The following is a 24,190-nucleotide window of genomic DNA, read 5'->3' as shown; positions in this document are numbered from 1 at the left end:
CCGTTGGCGATGATGCCGACGTCGCCGTCGAGGCCGACGTACTGGAGGCCCTTGGCCTTGGCCATCGCCTCGCGCGGATCGATCTGGGCGACGCCCTGGAACTCTTCCCACTCGGGATGACGGAACGACGCGTTGTCGTCGAGGCTCACCTTGGCGTCGAGGGCGTGCACCTTGCCGTCAGGGGTGAAAATCAGCGGGTTGATCTCGACGAGGTCGGCGTCGCCCTCGGTGTAGCAGCGCCACAAGGCGAGCAGGATCTGCACGGCACCATCGCGGGCGGCGGGGTTCAGGCCGGCGTCGTCGACGAGTCTGCGGGCGTCGGCCTCGGTGAGCCCGTCGACGGGGTCGACGTGCATCTTGGCGATGGCCGACGGATCCTCCTCGGCCACGGTCTCAATCTCGACGCCGCCCTTGGCCGACACCATGGCGAGATGCTTCTTGGCCGAGCGGTCGAGGGTGAAGCTGGCGTAGTACTCCTCGGCGATGTCGGACGCGTGCTCGACCCACAGGCGACGCACGACGTGGCCCTTGATGTCCATGCCGAGGATGTTGCCGGCGTGCTCGCGCACCTCGTCGGCGTTGTCCGCCAACTTGATGCCGCCCGCCTTGCCGCGCCCGCCGACTTGCACCTGCGCCTTGACGACGACGGGGTAGCCCGCGGCCTCGGCCTGCGCCACCGCGTCCTCGACGGTGTCGGCGACACCGCCGGGTGACACCGAGATGCCGTAGCGGGCGAAGTACTGCTTGCCCTGATACTCGAAGAGGTCCACCTACGCGTGCTCTTTCTGGTCGAGGGTGTCCGCCAGCCAATCGGTGATCGACGCCAGCGGCGCGCCCGGGGTGAAGATCTCGGCGACGCCCATGTCCTTCAGCGTCGCCACGTCAGCGTCGGGAATGATCCCGCCGCCGAACAGGACAACATGGTCGGCTCCGCGCTCCTTCAGTTGCTCGAGCACGCGGGGGAACAGCGTCATGTGCGCGCCGGACAGCAACGACAACCCGACCGCGTCGGCGTCTTCTTGAATCGTCGTCTCGACGATCTGCTCCGGCGTCTGGTGCAGGCCCGTATAAATGACCTCGAAGCCGGCGTCGCGCAGCGCCCGCGCGATGACTTTGGCGCCACGGTCGTGCCCGTCGAGGCCGGGTTTGGCGACCACAACACGATAAGGACGTTCCACGGCGGGCGATACTACGCACCGGTGGCGCTTCACCCGTTGGTCGAGAAGTGGGATGTTGGCCTGCGCGGCGACAACCCCCTGGGGTTCCCCGGCTACGTCGCGCCCGAAAACGAATCGGTGCGGACCGGACGAACCGAGCACTACGCACTCATCGAGGGCCGCTTCGACGTGATGGGCGGCTCGATGGGCGCGGCACACGGCGAACGCGTCGTGCGCGCCTTTCAGCGGGCGGCCGACGAGCGCCTCCCGATCGTCGTGATCACCGCGTCGGGAGGCGCCCGTCTCCAGGAGGGCATGGTCGCCCTGACGCAGATGGCGCGCACCTCGGCCGCCGCCCTGGCGCACGCCCAAGCCGGGCTGCTGCAAGTCGCGCTCATGCGCTCCCCCACGACAGGCGGCGTGTATGCGTCCTACGGCTCGCTCGGCGACGTGCGCGCCGCCGCGCCGGGCGCCCTCATCGGCTTCGCCGGCCCGCGCATCGTGCACGAGACGCTCAACGTCGACGTGAACACCGAGAGCCATTCGGCGGAATCCGCGTTCAAGGCCGGGCGCATCGACGCCATCGTCTCGGAGATCGACCAACCACGCTGGGTCGAAGGCGTGCTCGGGCTGCGCAACCTGCCGCCCGAACCGGCGAACCCGTTCCCGCGGACCCTGCGTGCAGTCGACGTCGATCTCACCGCGCCGACCGACGCCTGGGATGCGGTCCAGCAGGTGCGCAGCGACAAGCGTCCATCCGGGTGGCAGTGGGCCGCCGCCCTGTGCGACAGCTGGGTCGAGCTGAAGGGCCTCGATCCCGTGCTGCGCGCCGGCATCGCCACCCTCGCCGGCAAACGGGTGATCATGGTGGCGTGTGACCGTCACATCGGCGCGGGACGGGTCACGCCCAAGGCGTACCAACTGGCGCGGCGGGCGCTGAAGATGGCCGATCGGCTCCATCTCCCCTTCGTGGCGCTCGTCGACACGCCCGGCGCCGATCCGGGTCCCGACGCCGAGCGCAACGGCATCGCGTCGGAGATCGCCAAGACGTTCGTGGCCCAGGCGTCGCTGCGGGTGCCGTCGATCGCGTTATGCGTGGGTGAAGGCGGCAGCGGGGGCGCGCTCGCACTGGCGGCGTGCGACCGGCTCTATCTGCTGCCCGACGCGATCTTCAGCGTCATCGCGCCCGAAGGCGCCGCGGTGATCCTCGGACGCGACGCCAACCGTGCGCCGGAGTTCGCGCGTCTGCTCAAGATCACCGCACCCGACCTGCTCGAACTGGGCGCCATCGACGGCGTCATCAGCGGTGACGTCGAGTCCGTCCGCACGCAACTGCTCGCCGCTCTCGACCACGCACAAGTGGGCGACCGCGCCCGCCGCCACGACGCGGTGACCACCCGGTGGCTGCGATGACGGACGTAGGCAACAACTTGTCGCCTTCGGGACCACCGGTCCGTCTTCTCACCCACGCGGAACGCGCTCGGCGGCGACGCGCGGTCGCCTTGTCGGTTGTGATCATCGGCAGCTTGGCGATCTTCTTGACCGTATTGACCCTGCATCTCGCGACACGGCCGAACGCAGACGTACATCTCGGCAGCGACACGTTCAAGGTCGGCTCCGCCAAGACGCTCGAAGCGCGCATTCGCGCTGACCACTACCCGCTGCTGTTCCAGGACCTGCGCAACGAAGGGATCGACATCTACGTCGACCACCAGCAGGGCAAGCACTTCTACGAAGGCTGGCGCGCCATCGAAGCCCACGCTCCTGACGCCGAGCGCTCGTGCCAACTCCAATGGACGGGCCACGAATACAAGGATCCGTGCACCGGCACGACGTATCCGGCGAGCGGGGCTGGGTTACGCCGGTTCGAGACGAAGGTCGTCGACGGAATTGTGGTCGTCGACTTCAAAAACCGGGTATCCACCCCCACAGCGGTCACGCACTGAAAACTTCAGCTCGAGCGACCGAAAAGGAACCTATGTACCCGATGCTGCGCGCGACCGCGAACGAGGCGTATTCCGTCGCTCGTTGCATCGTCGCCTACCCGCAAGGCTTCCGCAGCGCCGGAATGCGTACCGGCAAGCCGTCGGGCGACCAGAGCCTTGACACCCCGGTCCTGCTCGTGCACGGCTACGGCCATAACTCCTCGGCGTGGTTCATGCTGCGCAAGGCACTCAAGACCGCGGGCTTCACCAGCATCCACACCATGAACTACAACCCGCTGGTCCACGACATCCCGCGGATCGCCGAGAAGCTGTCCGATCGCGTCGAGATGATTCGCGGGCTGACCGGGGCCGACACGGTGAACCTCGTGGGCCACAGCCTGGGCGGGCTCGTCAGCCGCTGGTACGTGCAGGAGATGGACGGCGACCTCAAGGTCAACACCGCGATCACGCTGGCGTCGCCCCACAAGGGCACCATCGCCGCGTTCGTGCCCCCGGGCCGCACGGCGCGGGAGTGCCGTCCGAACTCGTGGGTTATCCGGCGGCTCAACGAACGCGCGCTGCCGACCAACGTCCGTTGGGTTGCGTTCTACGGCGACACCGACGCCCTGATCCAACCGATGCACGCCGGTCGCATCGACGCGCCGGCGCTCAACGCCCGCAACGTGCTCGTACCGGCGATGGGCCACATGGGCATGCTGCTGTCGGCCGGCGTCGTCGATCAGATCGTCGAAGAGTTGCTGCGCCCGCCCGCACCGGCAGCGTCGCTGCCGTTGTTCGAGCGCAGCCTCAAGCGCGCTTCAGCGGTGCCCACGCGAGGAGAAGTCGTTTCTCTCCGACGCCAGGGAAGCGGATAACGATCTCGGCGCGGTCGCCCGTGCCGGACATGTCGACCACGATCCCTTCGCCCCAGCTCTCGTGCACGACGTCGTCGCCGATCTTCAGGCCGAGGTTCTCGGCGCCCTTCGTCTTCGCCGGAGTGTTGCCCCGCGCCGACCGCATGGCCGACTCGACGATCCGATCGCGCCCGCGCATGCCGCGGTCTTCGCCGGCCCGCGCCGTCGACCAGCGCGCCGTCGAAGAGCCGCCGCTCGTGCGCGGGCTCGACTCGACTACTTGGACGAGCTGTTCGGGTAGCTCCTTCAGGAAGCGGCTCGGCGGGTTGTACTGCGTCTGGCCCCACAGCATGCGCGTGAACGCGTTGGTGATGTAGAGCTGCTGCTCGGCGCGGGTGATGCCCACGTAGGCCAGCCGGCGCTCCTCCTCGAGTTCGTCGGGATCGCTCAGCGCCCGCGTGTGGGGGAACACCCCGTCTTCGAGGCCGGTGAGGAACACGATCGGGAACTCGAGGCCCTTGGCGGTGTGCAGCGTCATGAGCACGACGACCGACGCGTCCTTGTCGATCTCGTCGGCGTCGCTCACCAGCGCCACGGCTTCGAGAAACCCGTCGAGGGTGTCGTACTGCTCGGCGGAGCCCAGCAGTTCGGAGACGTTCTCGATACGCCCCGCCGACTCGATGGTGTGCTCGGCCTCGAGCTGGCGCACGTAGCCGGTGCGGTCGATCACGGCTTCGAGCAGCAGCATCGGGGCGACGTCTTCCTTCGCCATCGCCCGCAGGTACGCGAGCGACACGAGCAGTTCGTTGATGCCGCCGAGCGCCTTGCCGCTCACGCCGGCCTGCTCGGCTTCTTCCAGGGCTTTGTGGAACGGCACGTTGTGGCGCTGTGCGTACGCGTCAAGCTTGCCCACCGACGTGTCGCCGATGCCGCGCTTGGGCACGTTGAGGATGCGCTTGAGCGACACCTCGTCTTCGGGGTTCACGACGGCCCGCAGATACGAGAGCAGGTCCTTCACCTCGCGCCGGTCGTAGAACTTCGTGCCGCCGATCACCTTGTACGGCACGTTGCGCCGCGTCAGCTCTTCTTCGAGGGCGCGGCTCTGGGCGTTGGTCCGGTAGAAGATCGCCACGTCGGCCCAGCGTCCGCCATTGCGTTGTTGCGTCACCACGCGGTCGACGATCCAGGCCGCTTCGTCGCGCTCGTCGTCGGCCTTGTAGTGCACGATCGGGTCGCCGCGGCCCGACTCGGTCCACAGATGCTTCGGCTTGCGGGCCAGGTTGTTGGAGATCAGCGAGTTGGCGGCGTCGAGGATGGTCTGGGTCGAGCGGTAGTTCTGGTCGAGCACGATGACGGTCGTGTCGGGGAACGCGTTCTCGAAGTCGAGGATGTTGCGGATGTCGGCGCCGCGGAACGCGTAGATCGACTGGTCCGAGTCGCCGACGACGCACACGTTGTGGTGCCGGGCGCCGAGCAGGAGCACCAACTCGTTCTGCGCCCGGTTCGTGTCCTGGTACTCGTCGACCATGATGTGCTGGAAGCGGTCCTGCCATTCGCTCAGGCACTGGGGGTCGGCCTGCAACAGGTTGACCGTCACCATCAGCAGGTCGTCGAAGTCCATGGCGTTGGCCGCCGTCAGCCGGCGCTGGTACTCGGTGTAGGCCGGTGCGACCAGTTTGCGTTCGGGCGGCGACGTGGCGTTGCGGGTGTACGTGTCGAAGTCGACGAGCTCGTTCTTGGCCGCGCTGACGGCGTTGAGGACGGAGCGCGGCGTGTGGCGCTTGGTGTCGACGCCCTGATCGCGCAGCACGTAGCCCATGAGCCGCAGCGCGTCGGCGTCGTCGTAGATCGTGAAACCCGACCGGTACCCGAGGCGGTGCGCGTCGCGGCGCAGGATGCGCACGCAGGCAGAGTGGAACGTCGAGATCCACATCTTGTCGGCGACCGGGCCGACGAGGGCCCCGACGCGGTAGCGCATCTCATCCGCAGCCTTGTTGGTGAAGGTGATCGCCAGGATCGACCACGGCGACACGTTCTGCTCGCGGATCAGCCAGGCGATGCGGTGGGTGAGCACCCGCGTTTTACCCGACCCGGCGCCGGCGACGATCAGCAGCGGTCCGCCGGTGTGCGTGGCCGCCTCTCGCTGGACCGGATTCAGCCCCGCGAGGAGGTCCCAGTCTTTGGGGGTGCTGGGCTGGGCGAAGTCAGTCACGGGAGATTCAATTGTACGGGCCGGGTGTTAGACCAACGACATGGACGTGACCATTCTCGGAAGCGGCTCGCCGATACCCGACGCCGACCGTGCCGGGCCGAGCGGGCTGGTCGAAACGGGGCCCTACAAGTTCCTCGTCGACTGCGGCCGCGGCGTGCTGATCCGGTTGAGCGGGGCCGGCGTCATGGTCCCGCAGCTGACGGCGGTGTTGCTGACCCACCTGCACTCCGACCACACCACCGACTTCAACGACGTCGTGACGACGTGGTGGGTGATGCCGGGCAGCGCCGGGCGCGCCCTGCGCGTCATCGGGCCCCCGGGTACGCAGGCGTTCGTCGACGGCACGATCGCCGCCATGGGCGCCGACATCGGCTACCGCATCGACCACCACGCGGACATCAACGAACCGCCGGCCGTCGAGGTGACCGAGATCAGCGACGGCGTGGCCTACGAGGCCGAAGGCGTGCGCATCGTGGCGGGACTCGTCGACCACGGCGTCGTGCGCCCGGCGGTCGGCTACCGGTTCGAAGCCGACGGCGCCGCCGCGTGCTGGCCCGGAGACACGCTGCCGTGTGACGGGCTCTACGCGCTGGCGCGCGACGCCGACATCTACGTGCAGACGGTCGTGCGCCGCGGGTTGGTGGAGATGGTGCCGGTGCAGCGGTTCAAGGACATCCTCGACTACCACTCGGACCTGCCGGGCGCCGGCGGCACGGCGGCGCGCGCCGGGGTGAAGACGCTCGTGCTCAATCACCCGGTCCCGGCGCCGGCTCCCGGCGCCGAGCAGGAGTGGATCGACGAAGCGGCCACCGCGTTCGACGGCACCATTGTCATGGCCCACGACCTGATGAAGCTGAGTGCGCCGTGAGTGACTCGGTGCTGGTCACGACCGACGGTCCCGTCACGATCGTCACGATCAACCGGCCGCACGCCCGCAACGCCGTCGACCGCGAGACCGCCGGAATGCTGTACGACGCGTTCGTCGACTTCGACGCCGACGACTCGCAGGCCGTCGCCGTCCTCACCGGCGCCGAGGGGACCTTCTGCGCCGGGGCGGATCTCAAAGCCGTCGCCCAGGGTGCCGCGGGCGGCCGGCCGCGCAAGGACAACGAAGGCCCGATGGGTCCGACCCGTCTCCTGCTGAACAAGCCGACCATCGCGGCAGTCGAGGGCTACGCCGTCGCCGGCGGTATCGAACTCGCCGTGTGGTGCGACCTGCGCGTCGCGGCAGCATCGGCCGTCTTCGGCGTCTACTGCCGTCGCTGGGGTGTGCCGTTGATCGACGGCGGCACCATCCGCTTGCCGCGGCTGATCGGTCAGTCGCACGCGCTCGACATGATCCTCACGGGCCGCGGCGTCGGCGCCGAGGAGGCCCAACGCATCGGGTTGGCGAACCGTGTCGTGCCCGACGGGGAGGCGCTGCCCGCCGCCGTGGCGCTGGCCAAGGAGTTGGCGGAGTTACCGCCCATCTGTTTGCGGGCCGACCGCCGGTCGGTGTTCGAGCAGTGGGGCCTCGACCTCGACGACGCCATCGAGCGCGAGTACGCCGGCGGCATGGACGTCATCCGATCGGGCGAGACCCAAGCCGGCGCCCAACGCTTCGCCTCCGGTGCCGGCCGTCACGGCACCAAGGCTTAGGCCGGGAGGTAGTCGGCCCAGGCGGGGCGGTTGCCCAGGGCCGTCTCGTAATCGGCGAGGAGGCGGAAGCCGGTGGCGCCGTCGATCGACTCGCGCACGATGTCGGCGTGACCGGCGTGGCGGGCGGTCTCCTCGACAATGTGCACCAGCACCCAGCGCAGCGACCAGAAGTTCTCGTCCTGCGGGAACCACGGCACGCCCTTGGGGACGGGCACGAGCTGGTCGAGTTCCGCGGTGGCGATGAAGGCTTCGGTGTCGGCGGCAACGGTGTCGTAGAAGGCGAGTACCGACGCCAGCGTCTCGTCGCCCACGAAACGGAACCCGTTGGCGTACTCGTCCTCGACGTTGCCGTATTCCTCGCCGCGCACGATGCGGCGCATCCAGTGCTGCTCGGTGAGGGCGACGTGCTTGATGATGCCCCCGACGCTGAGCGCACTGGCGCTCGGAGTGGCTTGCGCCTCTTCGTCGGTCAGGCCGTACGCAGCCAGCTTCAGCACGTACCGCTGCTGGCGCAGGAAGGCGACCAGGGTGTCTCGTTCGTCGATCGTGGCAGGGGTCAGTCCAGGCATGTCCGTAGCCTGCGGTGGGAAACCGGTCAACTTGTGACCGGTTTTTCTGAAAACATCACGGCATGCGCGCCGACCGCCTCGTGGCGATTCTCAACCTGCTCCAGGTCCGGGGGCAGGTGACGGCGACCGAGATCGCCGAGGAACTCGAGATCTCCGAGCGCACGGCGCGGCGCGATCTCGAAGCGCTCGGGCAGGCGGGGGTGCCGATCTACTCATTGCAGGGACGCAACGGCGGGTGGCGACTGGCGGGCGGCGGCAAGACGGACCTGTCGGGTCTCACCGCCGAAGAAGCACGGGCCCTCTTCCTCGTCGCCGGGCCCTCGTCGGCCGCGTCGCCGGCGGTGCGGGCCGCGGTGCGGAAATTGGTGCGTGCCCTGCCTGAGCCGTTCCGCGCCGCCGCGGATGCAACGAGTGACCGTGTGCTGTTCGACCGCGCCTGGGACGGCGACGCGCCGCGCCTGGCCCGCACGCCTCCCCTGCTCGACGAGGCGCAGCGTTGCGTGGTCGAGGGTCGACAGGTCGCGCTCGACTACGTCGCCCGCGACGGATCCGCTACGACGCGCGTCATCGACCCGCTTGGTCTGGCGTCGAAGGGCGCGCACTGGTACCTCGTCGCCAACACCGCCAATGGACTGCGCACGTTCCGAGTCGACCGCGTGCAGTCGCTGCGCGACACCGGCGAACCGGTGGTACGGCCCGACGGCTTCGAACTCGCAGACGTGTGGCAACTGATCACCGATCGACTCGAGGACATGCGCACACCGATCGTCGTCACCGCATCGCTCGACCCCGGCATGCTCGACGTGGCCCGCTACATGTTCGGCACCCGGCTGCGCATCGGGCCGCCGGCAACTGACGGGCGCATCCACGTCGAGATCCGCGGCCACCACGTGGCGTCGCTCGCCGGCGAACTCGCCGGCCTCGGCGGCGGCGTCGAAGTCCACACGCCGCCCGACGTCCGCGCCGCCCTGTTCGAGAAGGGCCGCCAACTCCTCACCCTCTACGGCTAACGCATCGTTCCTGCCGCCAAATGGCGGCCATTTCGCGTCCACGACGCGATATGGCCGCCATTCCACGTCATCGGATTGCAAGATGGTGCCCGTGACGCAGCCCGGCATCGTCGTGTCGTCCTTGGTGGTGGACTGCCACGACCCCGACACGCTCGCCGCGTTCTGGTACGGGTTGCTCGGTGGCGAGCTGATGGTGTGGCCGCAGTACGGCGTCGTCACATTGCGCGCCGAGGGCATCACGATCGACTTCGTGCTCGTGCCCGACAAGAAGGTCGTCAAGAACCGCCTGCACCTCGACATCGCATCGGCCGACCCGGAAAGCGCCATCGAACGCGTGGTCGAACTCGGCGGGACCTTCGCCGACGACTTCGACCTCGCCGAACGCTTCACCGTCATGCGAGACGTCGAAGGCAACGAGTTCTGCGTGATGCACGACATGCCGGCCGACCGCCCGTGGCAGCCGAGGTAACTACGCCAGGGTGTCGCCGGGAAACGCCATCAGCGACTGCACCTCGAACCTGAACATTCCCGCGGCCACCGCAGGGTCGTCCTCGATCAGGCGCGCCGCTTGCGCGGGATCGCAGTTGAAGATGTACAAGCCGCGCACGTCTCCGTCGCTGCGCGTGGGCCCGACGATCGCCAGGACGCCGTCCGCCTTCAGCTGGAAGTTCCGCGTGACGTGCGCCATCACGAGCGCGTCGCCGGCGGGGTGATCGTCGTACCGCGGGCCCGCCAACAAATAGACGACGGCGTACGTCTTGGCCCGCGCCAGTTCGGCCTGGATGAACTCGGGAGTTACTCCCACTCGATGGTGCCCGGCGGCTTCGACGTGACGTCGTAGACCACGCGGTTCACGCCCGGCACTTCGTTGATGATGCGCGACGACAGCGTTTCGAGCAGGTCGTAGGGCAGGCGCGCCCAGTCCGCCGTCATGGCGTCGTCGGAGGTGACGGCGCGGATCACGATGGGGTACGCGTACGTGCGCTCGTCGCCCATGACGCCGACGGACTTCACCGCCGGCAGCACGGCGAAGGCCTGCCACAGCTCTCGCTCCAGACCCGCCTTGCGGATCTCCTCCACGACGATCTTGTCGGCGTTGCGGAGGATCTCGACGCGCTCGGGCGTGATGGTGCCGACGATGCGCACCCCGAGGCCCGGCCCGGGGAACGGCTGGCGCCACACGATCTCGCCCGGCAGGCCGAGTTGCTCGCCAACGGCGCGCACCTCGTCCTTGAACAGGTCGCGCAGCGGCTCGACCAGCTCGAACTGCATGTCCTCGGGCAGGCCTCCGACGTTGTGATGCGACTTGATGTTCGCCGCGGTGCCGCTGCCCGACTCGATCACGTCGGGATACAGCGTCCCCTGCACGAGGAACTCGGCGTCGCCGTGATCGGCTTTGTGCTCCTCGAAGATGCGGATGAATAGCTCGCCGATGGTCTTGCGCTTCTTCTCCGGATCGATCACGTCGTCGAGCGCTTCCATGAAGCGGTCGCCCGCCTTCACGTGGACGAGGTCGATATGGAACTGGTTGCGAAACGTCTGCTCAACCTGCTCCGACTCGCCGTGGCGCATCAGGCCGGTGTCGACGTAGACGCAGGTGAGCTGGTCGCCGACCGCCTTGTGCACCAGCGCGGCGGCGACGGCCGAGTCGACGCCACCCGACAGCGCGCACAGCACCTTCTTGTCGCCACACTGCTCACGGATGCGCGCCACCTGCTCCTCGATAACCGACGCCGGCGTCCACTCGGGCAGGCAGCCGGCGACGTTGTAGAGGAAGTGCTGCAGGATGTCCTGACCGCGGGGCGTGTGCTTCACCTCGGGATGGAACTGCACGCCGCAGATCTGACGCTCGAGATCCTCGAAGGCCGCCGCGGGTGTGTTGGGTGTCGACGCCACCACGGCGAAGCCCTCAGGGGCGCGCGTGATGGTGTCGAAGTGGCTCATCCACACGTCCTGCTCGTCGGGCATCTCGTGGAGGAGCACGGTCGCTCCACTCGTGACCCGCAACTCGGTGCGCCCGTACTCGCCCTGGCCCGTCTTGGCGACCTCGCCGCCCAGCTGGAGGGCGATCAACTGGGCGCCGTAACAGATGCCGAGGATCGGCACGCCCGTCTCGTAGATCCCCGGGTCGATGCGCGGCGAACCTTCGACGTTGACCGACGCCGGCCCGCCGCTGAAGATCACCGCGGCCGCGTTGCGGGCGCGCACCTCGTCCGCGGTGATCGTGTGCGAGACGATCTCGCTGTAGACGTGCGCCTCGCGCACTCGCCGCGCGATCAGCTGGGCGTACTGGGCGCCGAAGTCGACGACGAGGACGGGGTGGCGCTCGCTCAAAGACTCAGTGGCCCATGCCCACGCCCTGCGACCGCTGGAGCTGCTTGCCCTCGGTCTGCAGTGACGGCGCAATCATCACTTCGGCCTTCTGGAACTCCTTGACCGTCTCGTAGCCGCAGGTGGCCATCGACGTCTTCAACGCACCGAACAGGTTGAGGCGGCCGTCGTTCTCGTGGGCGGGGCCGACGAGGATCTCCTTGAGCGAACCGCGGATCTCGGTGCGCACCCGGGCGCCGCGGGGCAGCGTGGGGTGGAATGTGGCCATGCCCCAGTGGTAACCCTTGCCCGGAGCCTCATGGGCCGACGTGAGCGGCGAGCCGATCATGACGGCGTCGGCACCGCAGGCGATCGCCTTGGCGATGTCGCCGCCGCGGCTCATGCCGCCATCGGCGATGACCTGCACGTACACGCCGGTCTCGTCGAGGTGACGCATGCGGGCACCGGCGGCGTCGGCGATCGCCGTTGCCTGGGGCACGCCGATACCAAGTACGCCACGGGTGGTGCAGGCGTTGCCGGGGCCAACACCGACGAGGATGCCGACGGCTCCGGTGCGCATGAGGTGCAGCGCCGCCTGATAGCTGGCGCAGCCGCCGACGATGATCGGGATGTCGTACTCGCGGATGAACTTCTTGAGGTTGAGCGGCTCGACGGTCTTCGACACGTGCTCGGCGGACACGACCGTGCCCTGGATCACGAAGAGATCCAGCTCGGCCTTGAGGATGGCATCGGCGAATTGCTCGACGCGCTGGGGCGTGAGGCTGGCGACGGCCGTGACGCCCGCGGACTTGATCTCCTTGATGCGGTCGCGCACCAACTCGGGCTTGATCGGCTCGCCGTAGATCTGCTGCATGCGGGCCGTGGCCTTGTCGGTGTCGAGCTTGCTGATCTCCTCGAACAGCGGCTCGGGGTCCTCGTAGCGGGTCCACAGGCCCTCGAGGTTCAAGCACGCGGCGCCGCCGAGCTTGCCGATCTCGATGGCCGTGGCCGGGCTGACGACGCCGTCCATGGCCGAAGCGATCAGCGGCAGTTCGAACTTGAAGGCGTCGATCTCCCACGAGATGTCGACGTCTTCGGGGTCTCGAGTCCTCCGGCTGGGGACGATCGCGATGTCGTCGAACCCGTAGGCACGACGGCCGCTCTTGCCGATACCGATCTCGATTTCAGCCACGTGGGCCCCTCCGCAAGGTCGCCAAGTAGGGAATTCTAGCGGACGGCCTCCGCCATCCGTGAACCCTCAACCCAACGATTTGGGCGCCGATAGGCCAACTCATGTTGTCCGCAGTCCGCCGCGCCCGCGGCACCCTTGCTGTCCTCGCCGCCCTCGCCGTCGCTGGGGTGATTGCCACCGCCCCACCCGCCTCCGCCGCCGGCTTCCGCGGTTTCGACGGGCGGATCGTCTTCACCCGGTCCGCCGCTGACCCCAGCCTCCAAGGCCTCTACACCGCCTCCCCCGACGGCACCTCTGTCACCCAGTTGACGAATCAGGCGGGGACGCCCTTCACCTACACCGACTTCGCGTCTTACAGCCCCGACGGCTCGCAGCTCGCGTTTCGCAGCGACCAGGGGATTGAGGTCATGAACGCCGACGGCACGAATGCCCACACGGTGCTGGCGCGGCCCTACGCCGGCATGGGTCTGGCCTGGTCGCCGGACGGGTCGCAGTTTGCCTGGATGGAGTGGGTTAACAACTCGTCGACGATCAAGGTCGCGGATGCGGACGGCACCAACGAGCACGTGCTCGTCGCCGGAAGCGCGCGCGACACGTACTTCCCTGTCTGGTCGCCTGACCTCCAACACCTTGCGTTCACCTACTTCGGCCCGAGCTCATCGATCGGCATCGTCGACCTCGACGGGACCGGCGGACGCGAGATGCTCAGCGGCTCGGTACGGAGCGTCGCCTACTCGCCGGACGGAGCGCAGTTCGTCTACAGCAACAGCAGCGGCGAGCTCCACATCGTGAACGTCGACGGCACCCAAGACACGGCGATCGTCGATGCGTCAGCGCACGCCTCGGCTCCGGTGTGGTCGCCGAACGGCCAGTGGATCGCGTACAGCCGCAGCCAGGTCGGCGCCGCCGACGGCATCTGGGTCATCCGCACGGACGGTTCGGAGGCGCACCAAGTCACCCACGGCGAAGACACCGATCCCGACTGGCAGACGATCGTGCCGCTGCCCAACAAGGCGCCGCACGCGCTCGCCACCGCCCAGAACCGCGGCCCGCAGGCGCTCTTCGGCAACGCCGATGCGTCCTACGACGAGGACGGCTCGATCGTGAAGTACGAGTGGCACTGGGGCGACTACACGCCGGTGACGCTCGGCAAGCACGCGTGGCATGTCTACGCCGCGCCCGGGACGTACTTCGTTCGCGTCACCGTCACCGACGATGACGGCGCCAAGACGACGCGGGCGTCGTGGATCAACGTCAGCTAACGCACGCCCAACGAACGGACAAGCCGCGCCGACCCGGCGCTCCACAGTCGATATTTGATCTATGAGGTCACGGCGCCGGACGCAGGTCATCAGCGTCCTTCTCGGCGTCACGATCTTCGTGTTCGGCGGTCCCCGCTTGACGCCGCTGCACGCTGCCAAGTCGAAGGTGCAGATCGGTACGGCGTGCGTGATGGAGCGGACGCCGACCGGCAACGTTCAAACCTGCCGGTAAAAGCTACCGCGGGCGAAGCGCCTTGAGGATTTGCTTGGCGACCGCCGCGTTCATCTCGTAGACGGCGGCGCGGCCGGCGCCTTCGATGCGGCGCACCACACCGTCCTGCGTCTGGGCGGTGTTGTCCAGCGCATTGATGACGGCCTTCTTGGTCATCTCGGTGTTCTGGTAGCCGAGGCGGGTGAGGGCCTTGAACAGTTCGCTCTGGCGGACGGGGGCGGGCGCCGACTGCGCGATCACCGTGAGGGCGTCCTTGGTGATCTCCGAGGCGCGCTCGACCGCCTCGACGGAGGTGATCACCTCCTCCGGCTGGTCCAGGCTGACCAACCAGCGCCGTACCTTGCGCACGATCTCAGCGTGCGTCTCACCTTCGAACGACAGCGTCGGCATCGCGAACAACTTACGCTGACGTGAATGCCCGGTGAGCGAAGGCTGCACGACGACGTCGCGATGCTGCTGCGCGAGGTCGGCCAGCGCTTCACCTCGGGCCGCCAAGAAGTGGTCGACGCGCTCGCTCGCATCGACCGTCCGGCCACGGTGCCCGAACTGATCGCCTCGTCGCCGTCGCTGGCCGTGAGCAGCACCTACCGGCACATGACGGTGCTGGAAAAAGCCGGCGTCGTGCACCGCATCGTGCTCGGCGGCGACGAGCACGCCCGCTTCGAACTCGCCGAAGCCCTCACCGCCCATCACCACCACCACCTCATCTGCTCACGCTGCGGCAACGTCGACGACTTCACCGTTCCGGCCCGCCTCGAGCGAGCCGTGGCGGACTCGCTCGATCAGGTGGCGGCGACCACGGGCTTCAAGGCGACCGACCACCGCTTCGACATCATCGGGCTGTGCGCGACGTGTGCAGGGAAGGCGTGACCCCGCGCGCCAGCGTCTGAAACACGACGCAGTACTTCTCGGTCGTCTCGACGAGCGCGTCGATCTCTTCCTCCGGGGCGTCGGATGCGAGGTCGAAGAAAAGCCGGATAGCGCGAAAGCCGACGGGTGCCTCGGGGTCGGTGCCCATCGTGCCCTGGAAGTCGAGGTCGCCCTCGGCGCGCAGCGTTCCGGTGACGTCTATGTCGCGGCTAACGGCGACAGAGCGCAGCGTCACGCCGGCGCACGCCACGAGGGCTTGAAGCAGCATGTCGCCCGAACACGCCAGTAGACCGCTGCCGCCGGTTACGGGGTGCAACCCCGCTTCGACCAGCGCTCGTCCCGTGTCGACGGAACACGCCACGTCGGAGTCCGACAGCGATCCAGCGGCGCGCAGCGTGACGACCGCGCTCGCTGGGTCGTCGCGGTAGCGCTGCTTGATCGGCTTCTGGATCGCTCGCAACTCGTCACGGTTCATGGCTGCATAGTGTCAGCCCATGACCGATGTGGCACCCGACCAGGTACCCGACGGCTGGAGCGACGGCGCCAGCTCGTACCGCGACAACTTCGGCGTGTTGACCCGCAGCTTCGCCGCCGATGCGGTTCGGCTCGCGGGAGTCGGCGCGGGAAGCGATGTCCTCGACGTCGCCGCCGGCACCGGTGAAGCGAGCGCCGCCGCCCGCTCCGCCGGAGGCCGCGTCACGTCCACCGACTTCGCCGAGGGCATGGTGCGCGAGCTCGAGCAACGCTTCGCCGGGGACGACGACGTCACCGTGATGCAGATGGACGGGCAGCACCTCACCTTCGCCGACGCGTCCTTCGACGTCGGCGTCTCGATGTTCGGTCTGATGTTCTTTCCCGACGCCGCCCAGGGACTGCGCGAGCTTCACCGCGTCCTGCGACCAGGCGGGCGCGTCGCCATCGGCGTGTGGACGCGCGACTTCTCCGTCAGCCGGCACATCGCGGCGGCTCTGCGGCGCGTGCTCCCGGCGCCTCCGCCGCTGCGGCCGCCGACGTGGGCGCCCTTCGCCGACAACCTCGTCGACAACTTGCGCGCCGCCGGTTTCCACGACGTGGAGGTCCACGAGGTCATGCACCACTGGGATTTCACCGACCCCGCCGCGTTCTTTCGCACGACCCGCGACTGGTCGCCGCCGCTACGGATGATGGTCGAGGCCCTCGACGCGGCCACCTACGACCAGGCCGCCGAGGCGTTCGCGGAGTCCGTCACCGCCGCCGGCGGGCTCGACGCCGTCGCGCCAATCGCCGTCGGCGTGCGCTAACTCGTCACCAGCTCCAGCAATTCGCGCAAGATGCGCGCCGTGGCCCCCCAGATGATGTCGTGGGGCAAGTAGAAGAAGTTGATCTGGCGGTCGTCGCCCCAAGGCGTGTCCCACCGTTCCTCGGCGAAGACGCCGTCGGTGAGCAACTGTGCCAGCGACACGTCGAACACGAACTCGACCTCGTTCGGGTCAGCCTCCACCGCGGGCCGGTCCGGCAAGAACCCGACGACGGGCGTGATACCCGACGTCGCCGCCAGGGTGGAGATCGGCGTCAGCGTGCCGACGATGTCGATGGCGGAGGTGTCGAGGGCGATCTCCTCCCACGCTTCGCGCAGCGCCGCCTGGATGGCGTCCTCGTCCTCCTCGATGCGCCCGCCGGGGAAGGACACTTCACCGGTGTGGCTGCGCAAGTGCGACGCCCGGCGCGTCAGCACCACGCGCGCCTCACCGTCCTCTTCGAAGAACGCCGCCAACACCGCCGCGGCTTTGCCCGGCAGCGGCGCGTAGGCGACCGGCGCACCCAGCGGCTTCAGGTGTTCTTCGTTCGGCACGCGCGGCGCGGCGACCGCGGCGCGCACGCGTTCGAGGTGGATCCCCGAGCGCGCCTGTGCCGGCAGGTGCGCCCACGGCGCCGGCTCGCCCGGACGGTGCGAGGCGGGCCGGGGAATGACCTGCGGCGGGCCGCTCAGTCTCCCGCCTTGGTTGCGAGTTGTTCGAGCACGTCGCGTAGGCCGGCCTTCTTGAGATTGGCGATCAAGCGACCCGGCTCGATCTCGCCCCGCTCCCACTTCATCCATTCCTCGAGCAGATTCTTCGGATCAGGTGCCGGCCGTTCGGACATGGGCGACAATCTACGACGCATGGCCGGATACTCGGGAACGCCGCTGCCGCAGAAATTGGGCATCAAGGAAGGGGCGCGGGTGGCGCTGCTGCACGCGCCCGCCGACTTCGGCGCGACGCTCGGCGAACTGCCTGCAGGCGCCGTCGTCACGACCCGGCTCGGCCAGGCGCACGACGTGATCGTGGCCTTCGTCGACACGCGCCGCCACCTCGAACGCGCCATCGCGAAACTGGAGCAGGCGATCTTCCCCGACGGCGCCATCTGGATCGCGCGACCGCGGAAGGCGACCTATGGCCCCGACGACATCAGCGAGCACAGCGTGCGCGAAGTGTGTTTGCCCCGCGGCCTCGTCGACGTGAAGGTGTGCGCCATCGACGACACCTGGTCTGGCCTCAAGGTTGTGTGGCGCAAGGAGCGGCGGACCGCCGGCCGCTAGCGGCGCTGCTTCGAACGCACGAGTTCTTCGGCGACCTCGCGCAGCTTGCGGTTCTCGTGTTGGGACTGGCGCGCCAGGACATCGAAGGCGGCGTCGGCGTCGCACCCGGTGCTGCCGATGATGATGCCTTTCGCCTGCTCGATGACCGCACGCGACTCGAGCGCCGTACGCAGGCTGGCGATCTCGCTTTGCAGCGCCGACAGTTGCGCCTTGTCGGCGACCCCTTGCGCCCGCAATTCGGCGACCCTGCGCTCGGCCTCCGCCAGCAGAGGGGCACTGTGCAGGAGCGACTCGTCGTGAGTTCCGTCAGTCGTTGTCATGGCCAGTCGACGAACGTGATTACCCCGTTTATCTCCAGATATGACAAAGGGTGGGCCCGGCGCCGGAGCGCCGAGCCCACCCTCTACTTCGTCTAGAAGCCCATACCGCCCATGCCGCCCATGCCGCCGCCCGGAGGCATCGCCGGCGCCGCCGGCTTGTCCTCGGGCTTGTCGGCGACGAGCGCCTCGGTGGTGAGCAGCAGCGACGCGATGGAGGCCGCGTTCTGCAGCGCCGAACGGGTCACCTTGGCCGGGTCGATGATGCCGGCCTTGAGCAGGTCTTCGAAGTTGCCGGTGGCGGCGTTGTAGCCGCGCTGGCCCTTTTCGGACTTGCTCTGCTCGACGATCAGCGAACCCTCGACGCCGGCGTTGGTGGCGACCCAGAACGCCGGGGCCTCGAGCGCCTTGGCGACCGAACGGGCGCCGGTCGCCTGGTCGCCGACGAGATCCTCGGCGACCTTCAGCACGGCCTTCTGCGCCCGCAGGAGCGTGGCGGCCGAGCCGGCGACGACGCCCTCTTCGAGGGCGGCACGGGTGGCCGAGAGCGCGTCTTCGATGCGGTGCTTCTTTTCCTTGAGCTCGACCTCGGTGGCCGCGCCGACCTTGACGACGGCGACGCCGCCGGCCAGCTTGGCGAGGCGCTCCTGGAGCTTCTCGCGGTCCCAGTCGGAGTCGGTCTCGTCGATCTCGCGCTTGATCTGGGCGATGCGGCCCTTCACGTCGGCGTCGGAACCGCCGCCTTCGACGATCGTGGTGGTGTCCTTGGTCACGACGACCTTGCGGGCCCGACCGAGCAGGTCGAGCGTGGCGGTCTCGAGCTTGAGGCCGACCTCTTCGGCGATGACTTGGCCGCCGGTAAGGGTCGCCATGTCCTGGAGCATCGCCTTGCGACGATCACCGAAACCGGGCGCCTTCACGGCGACGGACTGGAACGTGCCACGGATGCGGTTCACGACCAGCACGGCGAGCGCTTCGCCCTCGACGTCCTCGGCGATGACCAGCAGCGGCTTGCCCGACTGCATGACCTTCTCGAGCACCGGCACGAACTCGTGGACCGCCGAGATCTTGCTGTTGATCAGCAGGATGTACGGGTCTTCGAGGACGGCTTCCTGGCGCTCGGGGTCGGTCACGAAGTACGGCGACAGGTAGCCCTTGTCGAACTGCATGCCTTCGGTGAAGTCGAGCTCGAGGCCGAACGTGTTGGACTCTTCGACGGTGACGACACCGTCCTTGCCGACCTTGTCGATGGCGTCCGCGAGCACGTCACCGATGTTCTTGTCGGCGGCGGAGTTGGCGGCGACCTGTGCGATCTGGTCCTTGCCGTCGACGTCCTTGGCTTCCTTCTTGATCGAGCCGATGGCCGCCTCGACGGCGAGCTCGATGCCCTTCTTCAGCTGCGAGGGCGACGCGCCGGCGGCCACGTTGCGCAGGCCTTCGTGCACGAGCGCCTGGGCGAGCACGGTCGCGGTCGTCGTGCCGTCACCGGCGACGTCGTTGGTCTTGGTGGCGACTTCCTTGACCAGCTGCGCACCCATGTTCTCGAACTTGTCTTCGAGCTCCACCTCGCGGGCGATGGTCACGCCGTCGTTGGTGATGGTGGGGGCGCCCCACTTCTTGTCGATCACGACGTTGCGGCCCTTGGGACCGAGCGTGACGCGCACGGCGTTGGCGAGCTTGTCGACGCCGGCCTCGAGGCTGCGACGCGCGTTGTCGTCGAACTTGAGGATCTTGGGCATGGCTACTTGACCAGGGCGAGGACGTCGCGGCTGGTCAGGATGAGGAGATCCTCACCGTCGATGGTGATCTCCGTGCCGCCGTACTTCGAGTACACGACGGTGTCGCCCTCGCTGATGCCGAGCGGGATGATCTCACCCGTCTGCTCCGAGCGGCGGCCGGGGCCGGCGGCGAGCACGACGCCCTGCTGCGGCTTTTCCTTGGCGGTGTCGGGGATGACCAGGCCGGAGGCGGTGGTCTCCTCGCTCTCATTCGGGCGCACGACGATGCGGTCGTCGAGGGGCTGCAGATTCATTGCGTTGGACCTCCAAAGGCCTGTTAGCACTCTCGTATTGCGAGTGCTAATCGTAGTGACTGCGCAAAGCGCTGGCAACCCGGTCGCCGGCCTGGTTGCCTGATCCCATGCCGCTGACCGCCGAGGAGCGTTGCGCCGTCGACCAGTACGTCTCCGAATGGTCGGCCGCCGTCGCCGACCGCCAAGGCGACGACTGGAAGGAGCGCCTCCCCGATCCGCCCGTCGGGCTCATGCAGCGCGCCGCCCTGCACCACCCCAACGGCAAAATCCGGCGGTTCGCTCTAGGCGTGCTCGATCACGCGGCGAACGACGCGTCAACCGAGGTGTTCCGGGCCGCCCTGCGTGACCCGGCCCCAGTGGTACGCCTCAACGCCCTGCACGGGTTGTCGTGCGAACGCTGCCGCGTCGGGGCACTGTGCACCGACGACGTGGTACCGGCGCTCATCGACGTCCTTGAGCACGACGACAGCCCGAAAGTCCGCCACGCGTCGCTATTCCCATTGTCGATGCTGGCGGCGCGTGACGATCGCATCCAGCCCGCATTCGCGCGCGCGGCCGCGAACGACCCCGACCCGTTGCTCCGGCTGGCGGCCGCTGAGGCCGCCGCCGGCAACTACAAGCGCGTCAAGACGCGCAAGGCCCTGCGCCGTCAGTCCGCCGCGTCGTGACGTGACGAGCGACCTCAAAACGATCTCGTTGCGTACACCGCTGATCGTTTGATGCCGTTGGGTGGCCGCCATCTCGCGTCTACGACGCGGTTTGGCCGCCCGAAGGTGGCATGAAAGCCCGGCGCTGACGCGCCAGGGCCTTACGACGCGTCAGGCGGTGGCGAGGCGCAGGTTCGGGTAGGCGGCCTCGGCGAGGCCGGTCGGGCCGTCTGACTGGAGGCGCCACCACCCGGCGGCGGCGATCATCGCCGCGTTGTCGGTGCAGTACTTGAACGCGGGCAGAAGACACTCCACGCCGAGGTCGTCAGCGGTTGCCTGGGTGCGCGCCCGCAGCTCCGAGTTGGCGGCGACGCCCCCGGCGAGGCACAGCGCTCGCGCGCCGGTGTCGGTGACGGCCTTCGCCGCTTTCGACACCAGGCTGTCCACGACTGCCTTCTGGAAACCGGCGGCGACATCTGCCGTGGCGAGCGACGCGTCGCCCGCCACCTTGCGCGCCACGGCGGTCTTGATGCCGGAGAACGAGAAGTCGTAGGAGTCGTCGCGCATCAGACGCGGCATGGCGACAGCTTTGGGGTCGCCCTCTTTGGCGAGCTTGTCGATGATCGGCCCACCCGGATAGCCGAGGCCGAGGACGCGGGCCACCTTGTCGTAGGCCTCACCGGCGGCGTCGTCGATCGTGCCGCCGAGGATCGAGTAGTCGCCCATGCCGCGCACGTGCACGAGCATCGTGTGGCCGCCCGACACCAGCAGGACGACCGCCGGCAGCGGCAGGTCGGGGCGCTCGAGCAGGCAGGCGTAGAGGTGCCCCTCGAGGTGATTGACGCCCACGAACGGCACCCCCCACCCGTAGGCGAGTGCCTTGGCGTGGCTCACGCCGACGAGCAACGCACCGATGAGACCAGGACCTTTGGTCACGGCGACCGCCGCGCAGTCGCGCCCACCGACCCCAGCCTGTGTAAGCGCGTCGTCGATCACCGGCCCGAGTGTGACGAGATGGGCGCGGCCCGCGAGCTCCGGCACGACACCACCGAAGCGCGCGTGCAGGTCGATCTGGCTCGACACCACCGACGACAACACCGTCGTGCCGCCGGCGACGACCGCCGCGGCCGTCTCGTCACAACTCGTCTCGATACCCAGCACGAGGTCGCTCATGGCCGGAGCCGATCGACGGTCGTCTCGCCGCGGACGCCTTCTTCGATGCGGAGCAGCCGCTCGAGGTACTCGGGTTGGTCGATGTCGTCGGCCCACATGACAAGCGCGTCCTCATTCGTCTCGACGTAGTAGCCCTTGCGGATACCGGCAGGACGGAAGCCGAACCGGCGGTACATCCGCTGCGCCGGCTCGTTCGACACGCGCACCTCCAACGTCAGGTGGCGGGCGCCACGCTCACGGGCGTCGCGTGCGATGTTCATCAGCAGCCGCGTACCGATGTGGTGCCGGTGCCACGCCGGATCGACGGCGATGGTGGTGACGTGCGCATCCTCACCGACGAGCATGAGCCCGCTGTAGCCGACGACGGTCGGACCGACCTTGGCCACGTAGTACGAGCGGCTCGTCCGCATCCCGAGTTCGCTCACGAACAAGTTGATCGTCCACGGCCGCGGATACACCTCGGTCTCGATGCGCAACACCGTGCGCAGGTGACGGCGCCGCATGGGCGTCAGATGGACGTCGACCGGATCGCGCTCGCCGTCGCGGGGCGTGATTCCAGCCGGATCCTTCGGTTCAGCTGCCACTCGACGCCCCCCTTTCGGCGTTCAGCTCTGCGTCTGACTTTCGCAGATACAGGGGCGAAATGCTGTTGGGTTCCTGGAACGGCAGCGTGCGGGCCAACTCGACGAGCGCCTCGGCCGACGGCAGAGCGAAGAGCGCCCCCGCTTCGCCGAGCGTGTCGCCGACCAACGTCGCGTCGCCGATCTGGGCGAGCAGCTCGTCGGGTGGCAGCACGGTGGGCTCCATGACGCGCTTGAGCTCCCGGCCGACGGATTCGTACCGAGCGGCGTAGACCTCCCGGCGGCGGGCGTCGATCACGCTCACGATGTCGCCGCCGGCGTGGCGCAGGGTGTGCGCCAACACGTCGAGGCTGCACACGGCGATCATCGGCTTGCCCAGTGCCTGCGCCAGCCCGTTTGCGGTGGCGATCCCGACGCGCAGCCCGGTGAACAGCCCCGGGCCGATGTCGACGGCGATGGCGTCGACGTCGGCGACTGCGATGCCTGCCTGCGTGCACACGAAGTCGATCGCCGGCATGAGGGCTTCGGCGTGGCGGGGCCCGCGGGTCACGTGGGCACCGGCGATCACGCCGTCATCGGTGCCGATCGCCACGCCGGCACGCGCCGTCGCCGACTCGACGCCGAGAACCATCATGTGGTCCACCGATCAGCCCAGCCGTCGAAGTCGAACCGGCGCGACGTCTCGTCGACATCGGTGATGGTGACCGTCAAGCGGTCGGGACGCAGCAGCGTCTCGGCGAGGTCGCCCCACTCGACGAGCACGATGGCGCCGTCGGCCAGCGACTCGTCCAGGCCCAGGTCGAGCACCTCGTGTTCGCTGACGAGGCGGTACAGGTCGGCGTGCACGATCGGGGTCGGTCCTTCGTAGTTGTGCACCAGCGCGAACGTCGGCGACGTGGCTTGTTCGGAAGACCCCGTCGCCGTGACGAAGCCGCGCACGAAGCGCGTCTTGCCGGCGCCGAGACCGCCGACGAGCACGATGAGGTCACCGGGACGCGCCATGTGCGCGACGGTCGCCGCCAGTTGCTCGGTCTCTTCGGGGCTGTGGGTCACGCGGGTGATCACAGCGTGACTCCCGCGTCGGCCAGCGCTCGCTTGGCGCGCACGAAGTCGGCGCGCATCTCGGCGAGCGGTTGCCCGCCACCGCTGCGCAACACGGCCGACGGGTGATACGTCGGCACAAGGACGGCACCGTGGCGCCACGGATATGTCTTGCCCCGCAGCTTCGTGATGCCCTCTTTCGCCTTGGGATCGCCGAACAGCAGCAACTTGGTGGCGAAGTTGCCCAGCGTGATGACCACCTTCGGCCCGATGGCGTCGAGCTTCGCCTCGAGCCACGGATTGCACGCCGCGATCTCGTCAGGCAGCGGATCGCGGTTGCCCGGCGGACGGCACAGCAGCGTGTTGCCGATGAACACGCGCTCGCGCGTCACGCCGAGTTCCTCCAGCATCACCTGGTCGAGCAGCTTCCCCGAACGCCCGACGAAGGGCTCCCCCCGCTCGTCTTCGTCCTTGCCCGGCGCTTCCCCGACGATCATCAGCGGCGCGTCGGGATCGCCGGCGCCGAAGACGACGTTGGTACGCGTCTGGGCCAGCGGACAGTTCGTGCAGCTGGCGGCCTGCACCGCCAGTTCGGCGAGTGAAGACGCCAT

At 68.4% G+C, this 24,190-nt stretch carries 32 protein-coding genes; 13 read left to right on the top strand and 19 right to left on the bottom strand.

The window, feature by feature from the left end; translation table 11 throughout:
• Both VHC63_05610 and VHC63_05605 read right to left on the bottom strand, forming a co-directional pair.
• Positions 1–770, bottom strand: a 770-nt coding sequence (locus VHC63_05610) for an ATP-grasp domain-containing protein (protein ID HVV36061.1), incomplete at its 3' end; no start/stop codon positions are given.
• A complete protein-coding gene (locus VHC63_05605; GenBank protein ID HVV36060.1) occupies positions 771–1,178 on the bottom strand; it encodes a cobalamin B12-binding domain-containing protein in 408 nt (135 codons plus the stop codon).
• 21 nt (positions 1,179–1,199) lie between these two features.
• On the opposite strand from VHC63_05605, the gene VHC63_05600 reads away from it, so the two are divergent.
• The 3 genes from VHC63_05600 (at position 1,200) to VHC63_05590 (ending at position 3,957) form a co-directional block, all read left to right on the top strand.
• Positions 1,200–2,570: a carboxyl transferase domain-containing protein gene (locus VHC63_05600; GenBank protein ID HVV36059.1), complete on the top strand. Its 1,371-nt coding sequence runs from the start codon at positions 1,200–1,202 to the stop codon at positions 2,568–2,570.
• 125 nt (positions 2,571–2,695) lie between these two features.
• Positions 2,696–3,103: a hypothetical protein gene (locus tag VHC63_05595; protein ID HVV36058.1), complete on the top strand. Its 408-nt coding sequence runs from the start codon at positions 2,696–2,698 to the stop codon at positions 3,101–3,103.
• Positions 3,104–3,144: 41 nt separating this feature from the next.
• Complete coding sequence (locus VHC63_05590) at positions 3,145–3,957, top strand: alpha/beta fold hydrolase (GenBank protein ID HVV36057.1); 813 nt, start codon at positions 3,145–3,147, stop codon at positions 3,955–3,957.
• Here VHC63_05590 and pcrA read toward each other — a convergent pair.
• Positions 3,890–6,148 (bottom strand): DNA helicase PcrA, encoded by a 2,259-nt coding sequence (gene pcrA, locus VHC63_05585; protein ID HVV36056.1) that lies wholly within the window; start codon positions 6,146–6,148, stop codon positions 3,890–3,892. The two genes, VHC63_05590 and pcrA, sit on opposite strands and share 68 nt — an antisense overlap.
• 46 nt (positions 6,149–6,194) lie before the next feature.
• On the opposite strand from pcrA, the gene VHC63_05580 reads away from it, so the two are divergent.
• Positions 6,195–7,016 carry an MBL fold metallo-hydrolase gene (locus tag VHC63_05580; GenBank protein ID HVV36055.1) on the top strand — a complete coding sequence of 274 codons (822 nt, stop codon included), beginning with the start codon at positions 6,195–6,197 and terminating at the stop codon, positions 7,014–7,016.
• Complete coding sequence (locus VHC63_05575; GenBank protein ID HVV36054.1) at positions 7,013–7,786, top strand: crotonase/enoyl-CoA hydratase family protein; 774 nt, start codon at positions 7,013–7,015, stop codon at positions 7,784–7,786. The genes VHC63_05580 and VHC63_05575 overlap by 4 nt, the downstream gene beginning before the upstream one ends.
• Here the strand turns inward: VHC63_05575 and VHC63_05570 are convergent.
• The gene (locus VHC63_05570; protein HVV36053.1) at positions 7,783–8,355 is read right to left on the bottom strand and encodes a DinB family protein; all 573 of its coding nucleotides are present in this window, start codon (positions 8,353–8,355) and stop codon (positions 7,783–7,785) included. The genes VHC63_05575 and VHC63_05570 overlap by 4 nt on opposite strands.
• A 62-nt stretch (positions 8,356–8,417) precedes the next feature.
• Between VHC63_05570 and VHC63_05565 the strand changes: the two genes are divergently transcribed.
• On the top strand, positions 8,418–9,365 hold the full coding sequence (locus VHC63_05565) for a WYL domain-containing protein (GenBank protein HVV36052.1): 948 nt from the start codon (positions 8,418–8,420) through the stop codon (positions 9,363–9,365).
• An 82-nt stretch (positions 9,366–9,447) separates the two neighbouring features.
• On the top strand, positions 9,448–9,834 hold the full coding sequence (locus tag VHC63_05560) for a VOC family protein (GenBank protein ID HVV36051.1): 387 nt from the start codon (positions 9,448–9,450) through the stop codon (positions 9,832–9,834).
• Here the strand turns inward: VHC63_05560 and VHC63_05555 are convergent, their stop codons facing one another.
• From VHC63_05555 to VHC63_05545, 3 genes are read right to left on the bottom strand one after another with little or no spacing between them, the layout of a single operon-like run.
• Positions 9,835–10,170, bottom strand: a complete 336-nt coding sequence (locus tag VHC63_05555) for a YciI family protein (protein HVV36050.1) — start codon at positions 10,168–10,170, stop codon at positions 9,835–9,837.
• Complete coding sequence (gene guaA / locus VHC63_05550; GenBank protein ID HVV36049.1) at positions 10,161–11,699, bottom strand: glutamine-hydrolyzing GMP synthase; 1,539 nt, start codon at positions 11,697–11,699, stop codon at positions 10,161–10,163. Before guaA ends, VHC63_05555 begins: the two co-directional genes overlap by 10 nt.
• Positions 11,700–11,703: 4 nt before the next feature.
• The gene (locus VHC63_05545) at positions 11,704–12,867 is read right to left on the bottom strand and encodes a GuaB3 family IMP dehydrogenase-related protein (protein HVV36048.1); all 1,164 of its coding nucleotides are present in this window, start codon (positions 12,865–12,867) and stop codon (positions 11,704–11,706) included.
• Between the two features lie 101 nt (positions 12,868–12,968).
• Between VHC63_05545 and VHC63_05540 the strand changes: the two genes are divergently transcribed.
• Positions 12,969–14,129 carry a PKD domain-containing protein gene (locus VHC63_05540; protein HVV36047.1) on the top strand — a complete coding sequence of 387 codons (1,161 nt, stop codon included), beginning with the start codon at positions 12,969–12,971 and terminating at the stop codon, positions 14,127–14,129.
• 61 nt (positions 14,130–14,190) lie between these two features.
• Positions 14,191–14,361 carry a hypothetical protein gene (locus VHC63_05535; protein HVV36046.1) on the top strand — a complete coding sequence of 57 codons (171 nt, stop codon included), beginning with the start codon at positions 14,191–14,193 and terminating at the stop codon, positions 14,359–14,361.
• Positions 14,362–14,364: 3 nt separating this feature from the next.
• Here VHC63_05535 and VHC63_05530 read toward each other — a convergent pair whose 3' ends face one another.
• Entirely contained in the window at positions 14,365–14,751 is a 387-nt protein-coding gene (locus VHC63_05530) for a hypothetical protein (GenBank protein HVV36045.1), read from the bottom strand.
• A gap of 24 nt (positions 14,752–14,775) precedes the next feature.
• Here VHC63_05530 and VHC63_05525 point away from each other — a divergent pair, with 24 nt between their 5' ends.
• Entirely contained in the window at positions 14,776–15,231 is a 456-nt protein-coding gene (locus VHC63_05525; GenBank protein ID HVV36044.1) for a transcriptional repressor, read from the top strand.
• Here VHC63_05525 and VHC63_05520 read toward each other — a convergent pair.
• The gene (locus VHC63_05520; GenBank protein HVV36043.1) at positions 15,194–15,706 is read right to left on the bottom strand and encodes an OsmC family protein; all 513 of its coding nucleotides are present in this window, start codon (positions 15,704–15,706) and stop codon (positions 15,194–15,196) included. The two genes, VHC63_05525 and VHC63_05520, sit on opposite strands and share 38 nt — an antisense overlap.
• Before the next feature lie 19 nt (positions 15,707–15,725).
• Here VHC63_05520 and VHC63_05515 point away from each other — a divergent pair, with 19 nt between their 5' ends.
• The gene (locus VHC63_05515) at positions 15,726–16,511 is read left to right on the top strand and encodes a methyltransferase domain-containing protein (GenBank protein ID HVV36042.1); all 786 of its coding nucleotides are present in this window, start codon (positions 15,726–15,728) and stop codon (positions 16,509–16,511) included.
• On the opposite strand, the gene VHC63_05510 is transcribed toward VHC63_05515, so the two are convergent.
• Complete coding sequence (locus VHC63_05510) at positions 16,508–17,089, bottom strand: CoA pyrophosphatase (protein HVV36041.1); 582 nt, start codon at positions 17,087–17,089, stop codon at positions 16,508–16,510. The two genes, VHC63_05515 and VHC63_05510, sit on opposite strands and share 4 nt — an antisense overlap.
• 107 nt (positions 17,090–17,196) lie before the next feature.
• Positions 17,197–17,352 (bottom strand): hypothetical protein, encoded by a 156-nt coding sequence (locus tag VHC63_05505; protein ID HVV36040.1) that lies wholly within the window; start codon positions 17,350–17,352, stop codon positions 17,197–17,199.
• A 19-nt stretch (positions 17,353–17,371) separates the two neighbouring features.
• On the opposite strand from VHC63_05505, the gene VHC63_05500 reads away from it, so the two are divergent.
• Complete coding sequence (locus VHC63_05500; GenBank protein HVV36039.1) at positions 17,372–17,788, top strand: DUF3052 domain-containing protein; 417 nt, start codon at positions 17,372–17,374, stop codon at positions 17,786–17,788.
• On the opposite strand, the gene VHC63_05495 is transcribed toward VHC63_05500, so the two are convergent.
• The 3 genes from VHC63_05495 to groES all read right to left on the bottom strand — a co-directional run bounded on the left by VHC63_05495 (position 17,785) and on the right by groES (position 20,137).
• A complete protein-coding gene (locus tag VHC63_05495; protein HVV36038.1) occupies positions 17,785–18,108 on the bottom strand; it encodes an ANTAR domain-containing protein in 324 nt (107 codons plus the stop codon). The genes VHC63_05500 and VHC63_05495 overlap by 4 nt on opposite strands.
• Positions 18,109–18,200: 92 nt before the next feature.
• Positions 18,201–19,844, bottom strand: a complete 1,644-nt coding sequence (gene groL / locus VHC63_05490) for a chaperonin GroEL (GenBank protein ID HVV36037.1) — start codon at positions 19,842–19,844, stop codon at positions 18,201–18,203.
• A gap of 2 nt (positions 19,845–19,846) precedes the next feature.
• Positions 19,847–20,137: a co-chaperone GroES gene (groES, locus tag VHC63_05485; GenBank protein ID HVV36036.1), complete on the bottom strand. Its 291-nt coding sequence runs from the start codon at positions 20,135–20,137 to the stop codon at positions 19,847–19,849.
• A gap of 107 nt (positions 20,138–20,244) precedes the next feature.
• Here groES and VHC63_05480 point away from each other — a divergent pair, with 107 nt between their 5' ends.
• The gene (locus VHC63_05480) at positions 20,245–20,805 is read left to right on the top strand and encodes a HEAT repeat domain-containing protein (GenBank protein ID HVV36035.1); all 561 of its coding nucleotides are present in this window, start codon (positions 20,245–20,247) and stop codon (positions 20,803–20,805) included.
• 150 nt (positions 20,806–20,955) lie between these two features.
• Here VHC63_05480 and tsaD read toward each other — a convergent pair whose 3' ends face one another.
• The 5 genes from tsaD to VHC63_05455 are packed head-to-tail and all read right to left on the bottom strand — an operon-like array spanning position 20,956 to position 24,190.
• On the bottom strand, positions 20,956–21,957 hold the full coding sequence (gene tsaD / locus VHC63_05475) for a tRNA (adenosine(37)-N6)-threonylcarbamoyltransferase complex transferase subunit TsaD (protein HVV36034.1): 1,002 nt from the start codon (positions 21,955–21,957) through the stop codon (positions 20,956–20,958).
• Positions 21,954–22,541 (bottom strand): ribosomal protein S18-alanine N-acetyltransferase, encoded by a 588-nt coding sequence (gene rimI, locus VHC63_05470; protein ID HVV36033.1) that lies wholly within the window; start codon positions 22,539–22,541, stop codon positions 21,954–21,956. Before rimI ends, tsaD begins: the two co-directional genes overlap by 4 nt.
• Positions 22,531–23,172 carry a tRNA (adenosine(37)-N6)-threonylcarbamoyltransferase complex dimerization subunit type 1 TsaB gene (gene tsaB / locus VHC63_05465; protein ID HVV36032.1) on the bottom strand — a complete coding sequence of 214 codons (642 nt, stop codon included), beginning with the start codon at positions 23,170–23,172 and terminating at the stop codon, positions 22,531–22,533. The genes rimI and tsaB overlap by 11 nt, the downstream gene beginning before the upstream one ends.
• Positions 23,169–23,603 carry a tRNA (adenosine(37)-N6)-threonylcarbamoyltransferase complex ATPase subunit type 1 TsaE gene (tsaE, locus tag VHC63_05460; GenBank protein HVV36031.1) on the bottom strand — a complete coding sequence of 145 codons (435 nt, stop codon included), beginning with the start codon at positions 23,601–23,603 and terminating at the stop codon, positions 23,169–23,171. Before tsaE ends, tsaB begins: the two co-directional genes overlap by 4 nt.
• Positions 23,600–24,190 carry a uracil-DNA glycosylase gene (locus VHC63_05455; GenBank protein HVV36030.1) on the bottom strand — a complete coding sequence of 197 codons (591 nt, stop codon included), beginning with the start codon at positions 24,188–24,190 and terminating at the stop codon, positions 23,600–23,602. The genes tsaE and VHC63_05455 overlap by 4 nt, the downstream gene beginning before the upstream one ends.

It is taken from the genome of Acidimicrobiales bacterium (assembly GCA_035546775.1).
GTDB lineage: Bacteria > Actinomycetota > Acidimicrobiia > Acidimicrobiales > JACCXE01 > JACCXE01.
This window is presented reverse-complemented; position numbering and strand designations above follow the sequence as displayed.

Excerpts from the sequence above, each read along its gene's own strand:
- VHC63_05520 (HVV36043.1), bottom strand. The coding sequence starts at position 15,706 with ATGAACCGTGACGAGTTGCGAGCGATCCAGAAGCCGATCAAGCAGCGC.
- VHC63_05560 (HVV36051.1), top strand. The coding sequence starts at position 9,448 with ATGGTGCCCGTGACGCAGCCCGGCATCGTCGTGTCGTCCTTGGTGGTG.
- groL (HVV36037.1), bottom strand. The coding sequence starts at position 19,844 with ATGCCCAAGATCCTCAAGTTCGACGACAACGCGCGTCGCAGCCTCGAG.
- VHC63_05505 (HVV36040.1), bottom strand. The coding sequence starts at position 17,352 with ATGTCCGAACGGCCGGCACCTGATCCGAAGAATCTGCTCGAGGAATGG.
- VHC63_05455 (HVV36030.1), bottom strand. The coding sequence starts at position 24,190 with ATGGCGTCTTCACTCGCCGAACTGGCGGTGCAGGCCGCCAGCTGCACG.
- VHC63_05500 (HVV36039.1), top strand. The coding sequence starts at position 17,372 with ATGGCCGGATACTCGGGAACGCCGCTGCCGCAGAAATTGGGCATCAAG.
- tsaD (HVV36034.1), bottom strand. The coding sequence starts at position 21,957 with ATGAGCGACCTCGTGCTGGGTATCGAGACGAGTTGTGACGAGACGGCC.
- VHC63_05530 (HVV36045.1), bottom strand. The coding sequence starts at position 14,751 with ATGCCGACGCTGTCGTTCGAAGGTGAGACGCACGCTGAGATCGTGCGC.
- VHC63_05565 (HVV36052.1), top strand. The coding sequence starts at position 8,418 with ATGCGCGCCGACCGCCTCGTGGCGATTCTCAACCTGCTCCAGGTCCGG.
- groES (HVV36036.1), bottom strand. The coding sequence starts at position 20,137 with ATGAATCTGCAGCCCCTCGACGACCGCATCGTCGTGCGCCCGAATGAG.
- VHC63_05525 (HVV36044.1), top strand. The coding sequence starts at position 14,776 with ATGCCCGGTGAGCGAAGGCTGCACGACGACGTCGCGATGCTGCTGCGC.
- VHC63_05480 (HVV36035.1), top strand. The coding sequence starts at position 20,245 with ATGCCGCTGACCGCCGAGGAGCGTTGCGCCGTCGACCAGTACGTCTCC.
- VHC63_05535 (HVV36046.1), top strand. The coding sequence starts at position 14,191 with ATGAGGTCACGGCGCCGGACGCAGGTCATCAGCGTCCTTCTCGGCGTC.
- tsaB (HVV36032.1), bottom strand. The coding sequence starts at position 23,172 with ATGATGGTTCTCGGCGTCGAGTCGGCGACGGCGCGTGCCGGCGTGGCG.
- VHC63_05570 (HVV36053.1), bottom strand. The coding sequence starts at position 8,355 with ATGCCTGGACTGACCCCTGCCACGATCGACGAACGAGACACCCTGGTC.
- VHC63_05495 (HVV36038.1), bottom strand. The coding sequence starts at position 18,108 with ATGACAACGACTGACGGAACTCACGACGAGTCGCTCCTGCACAGTGCC.
- VHC63_05515 (HVV36042.1), top strand. The coding sequence starts at position 15,726 with ATGACCGATGTGGCACCCGACCAGGTACCCGACGGCTGGAGCGACGGC.
- VHC63_05540 (HVV36047.1), top strand. The coding sequence starts at position 12,969 with ATGTTGTCCGCAGTCCGCCGCGCCCGCGGCACCCTTGCTGTCCTCGCC.
- VHC63_05590 (HVV36057.1), top strand. The coding sequence starts at position 3,145 with ATGCTGCGCGCGACCGCGAACGAGGCGTATTCCGTCGCTCGTTGCATC.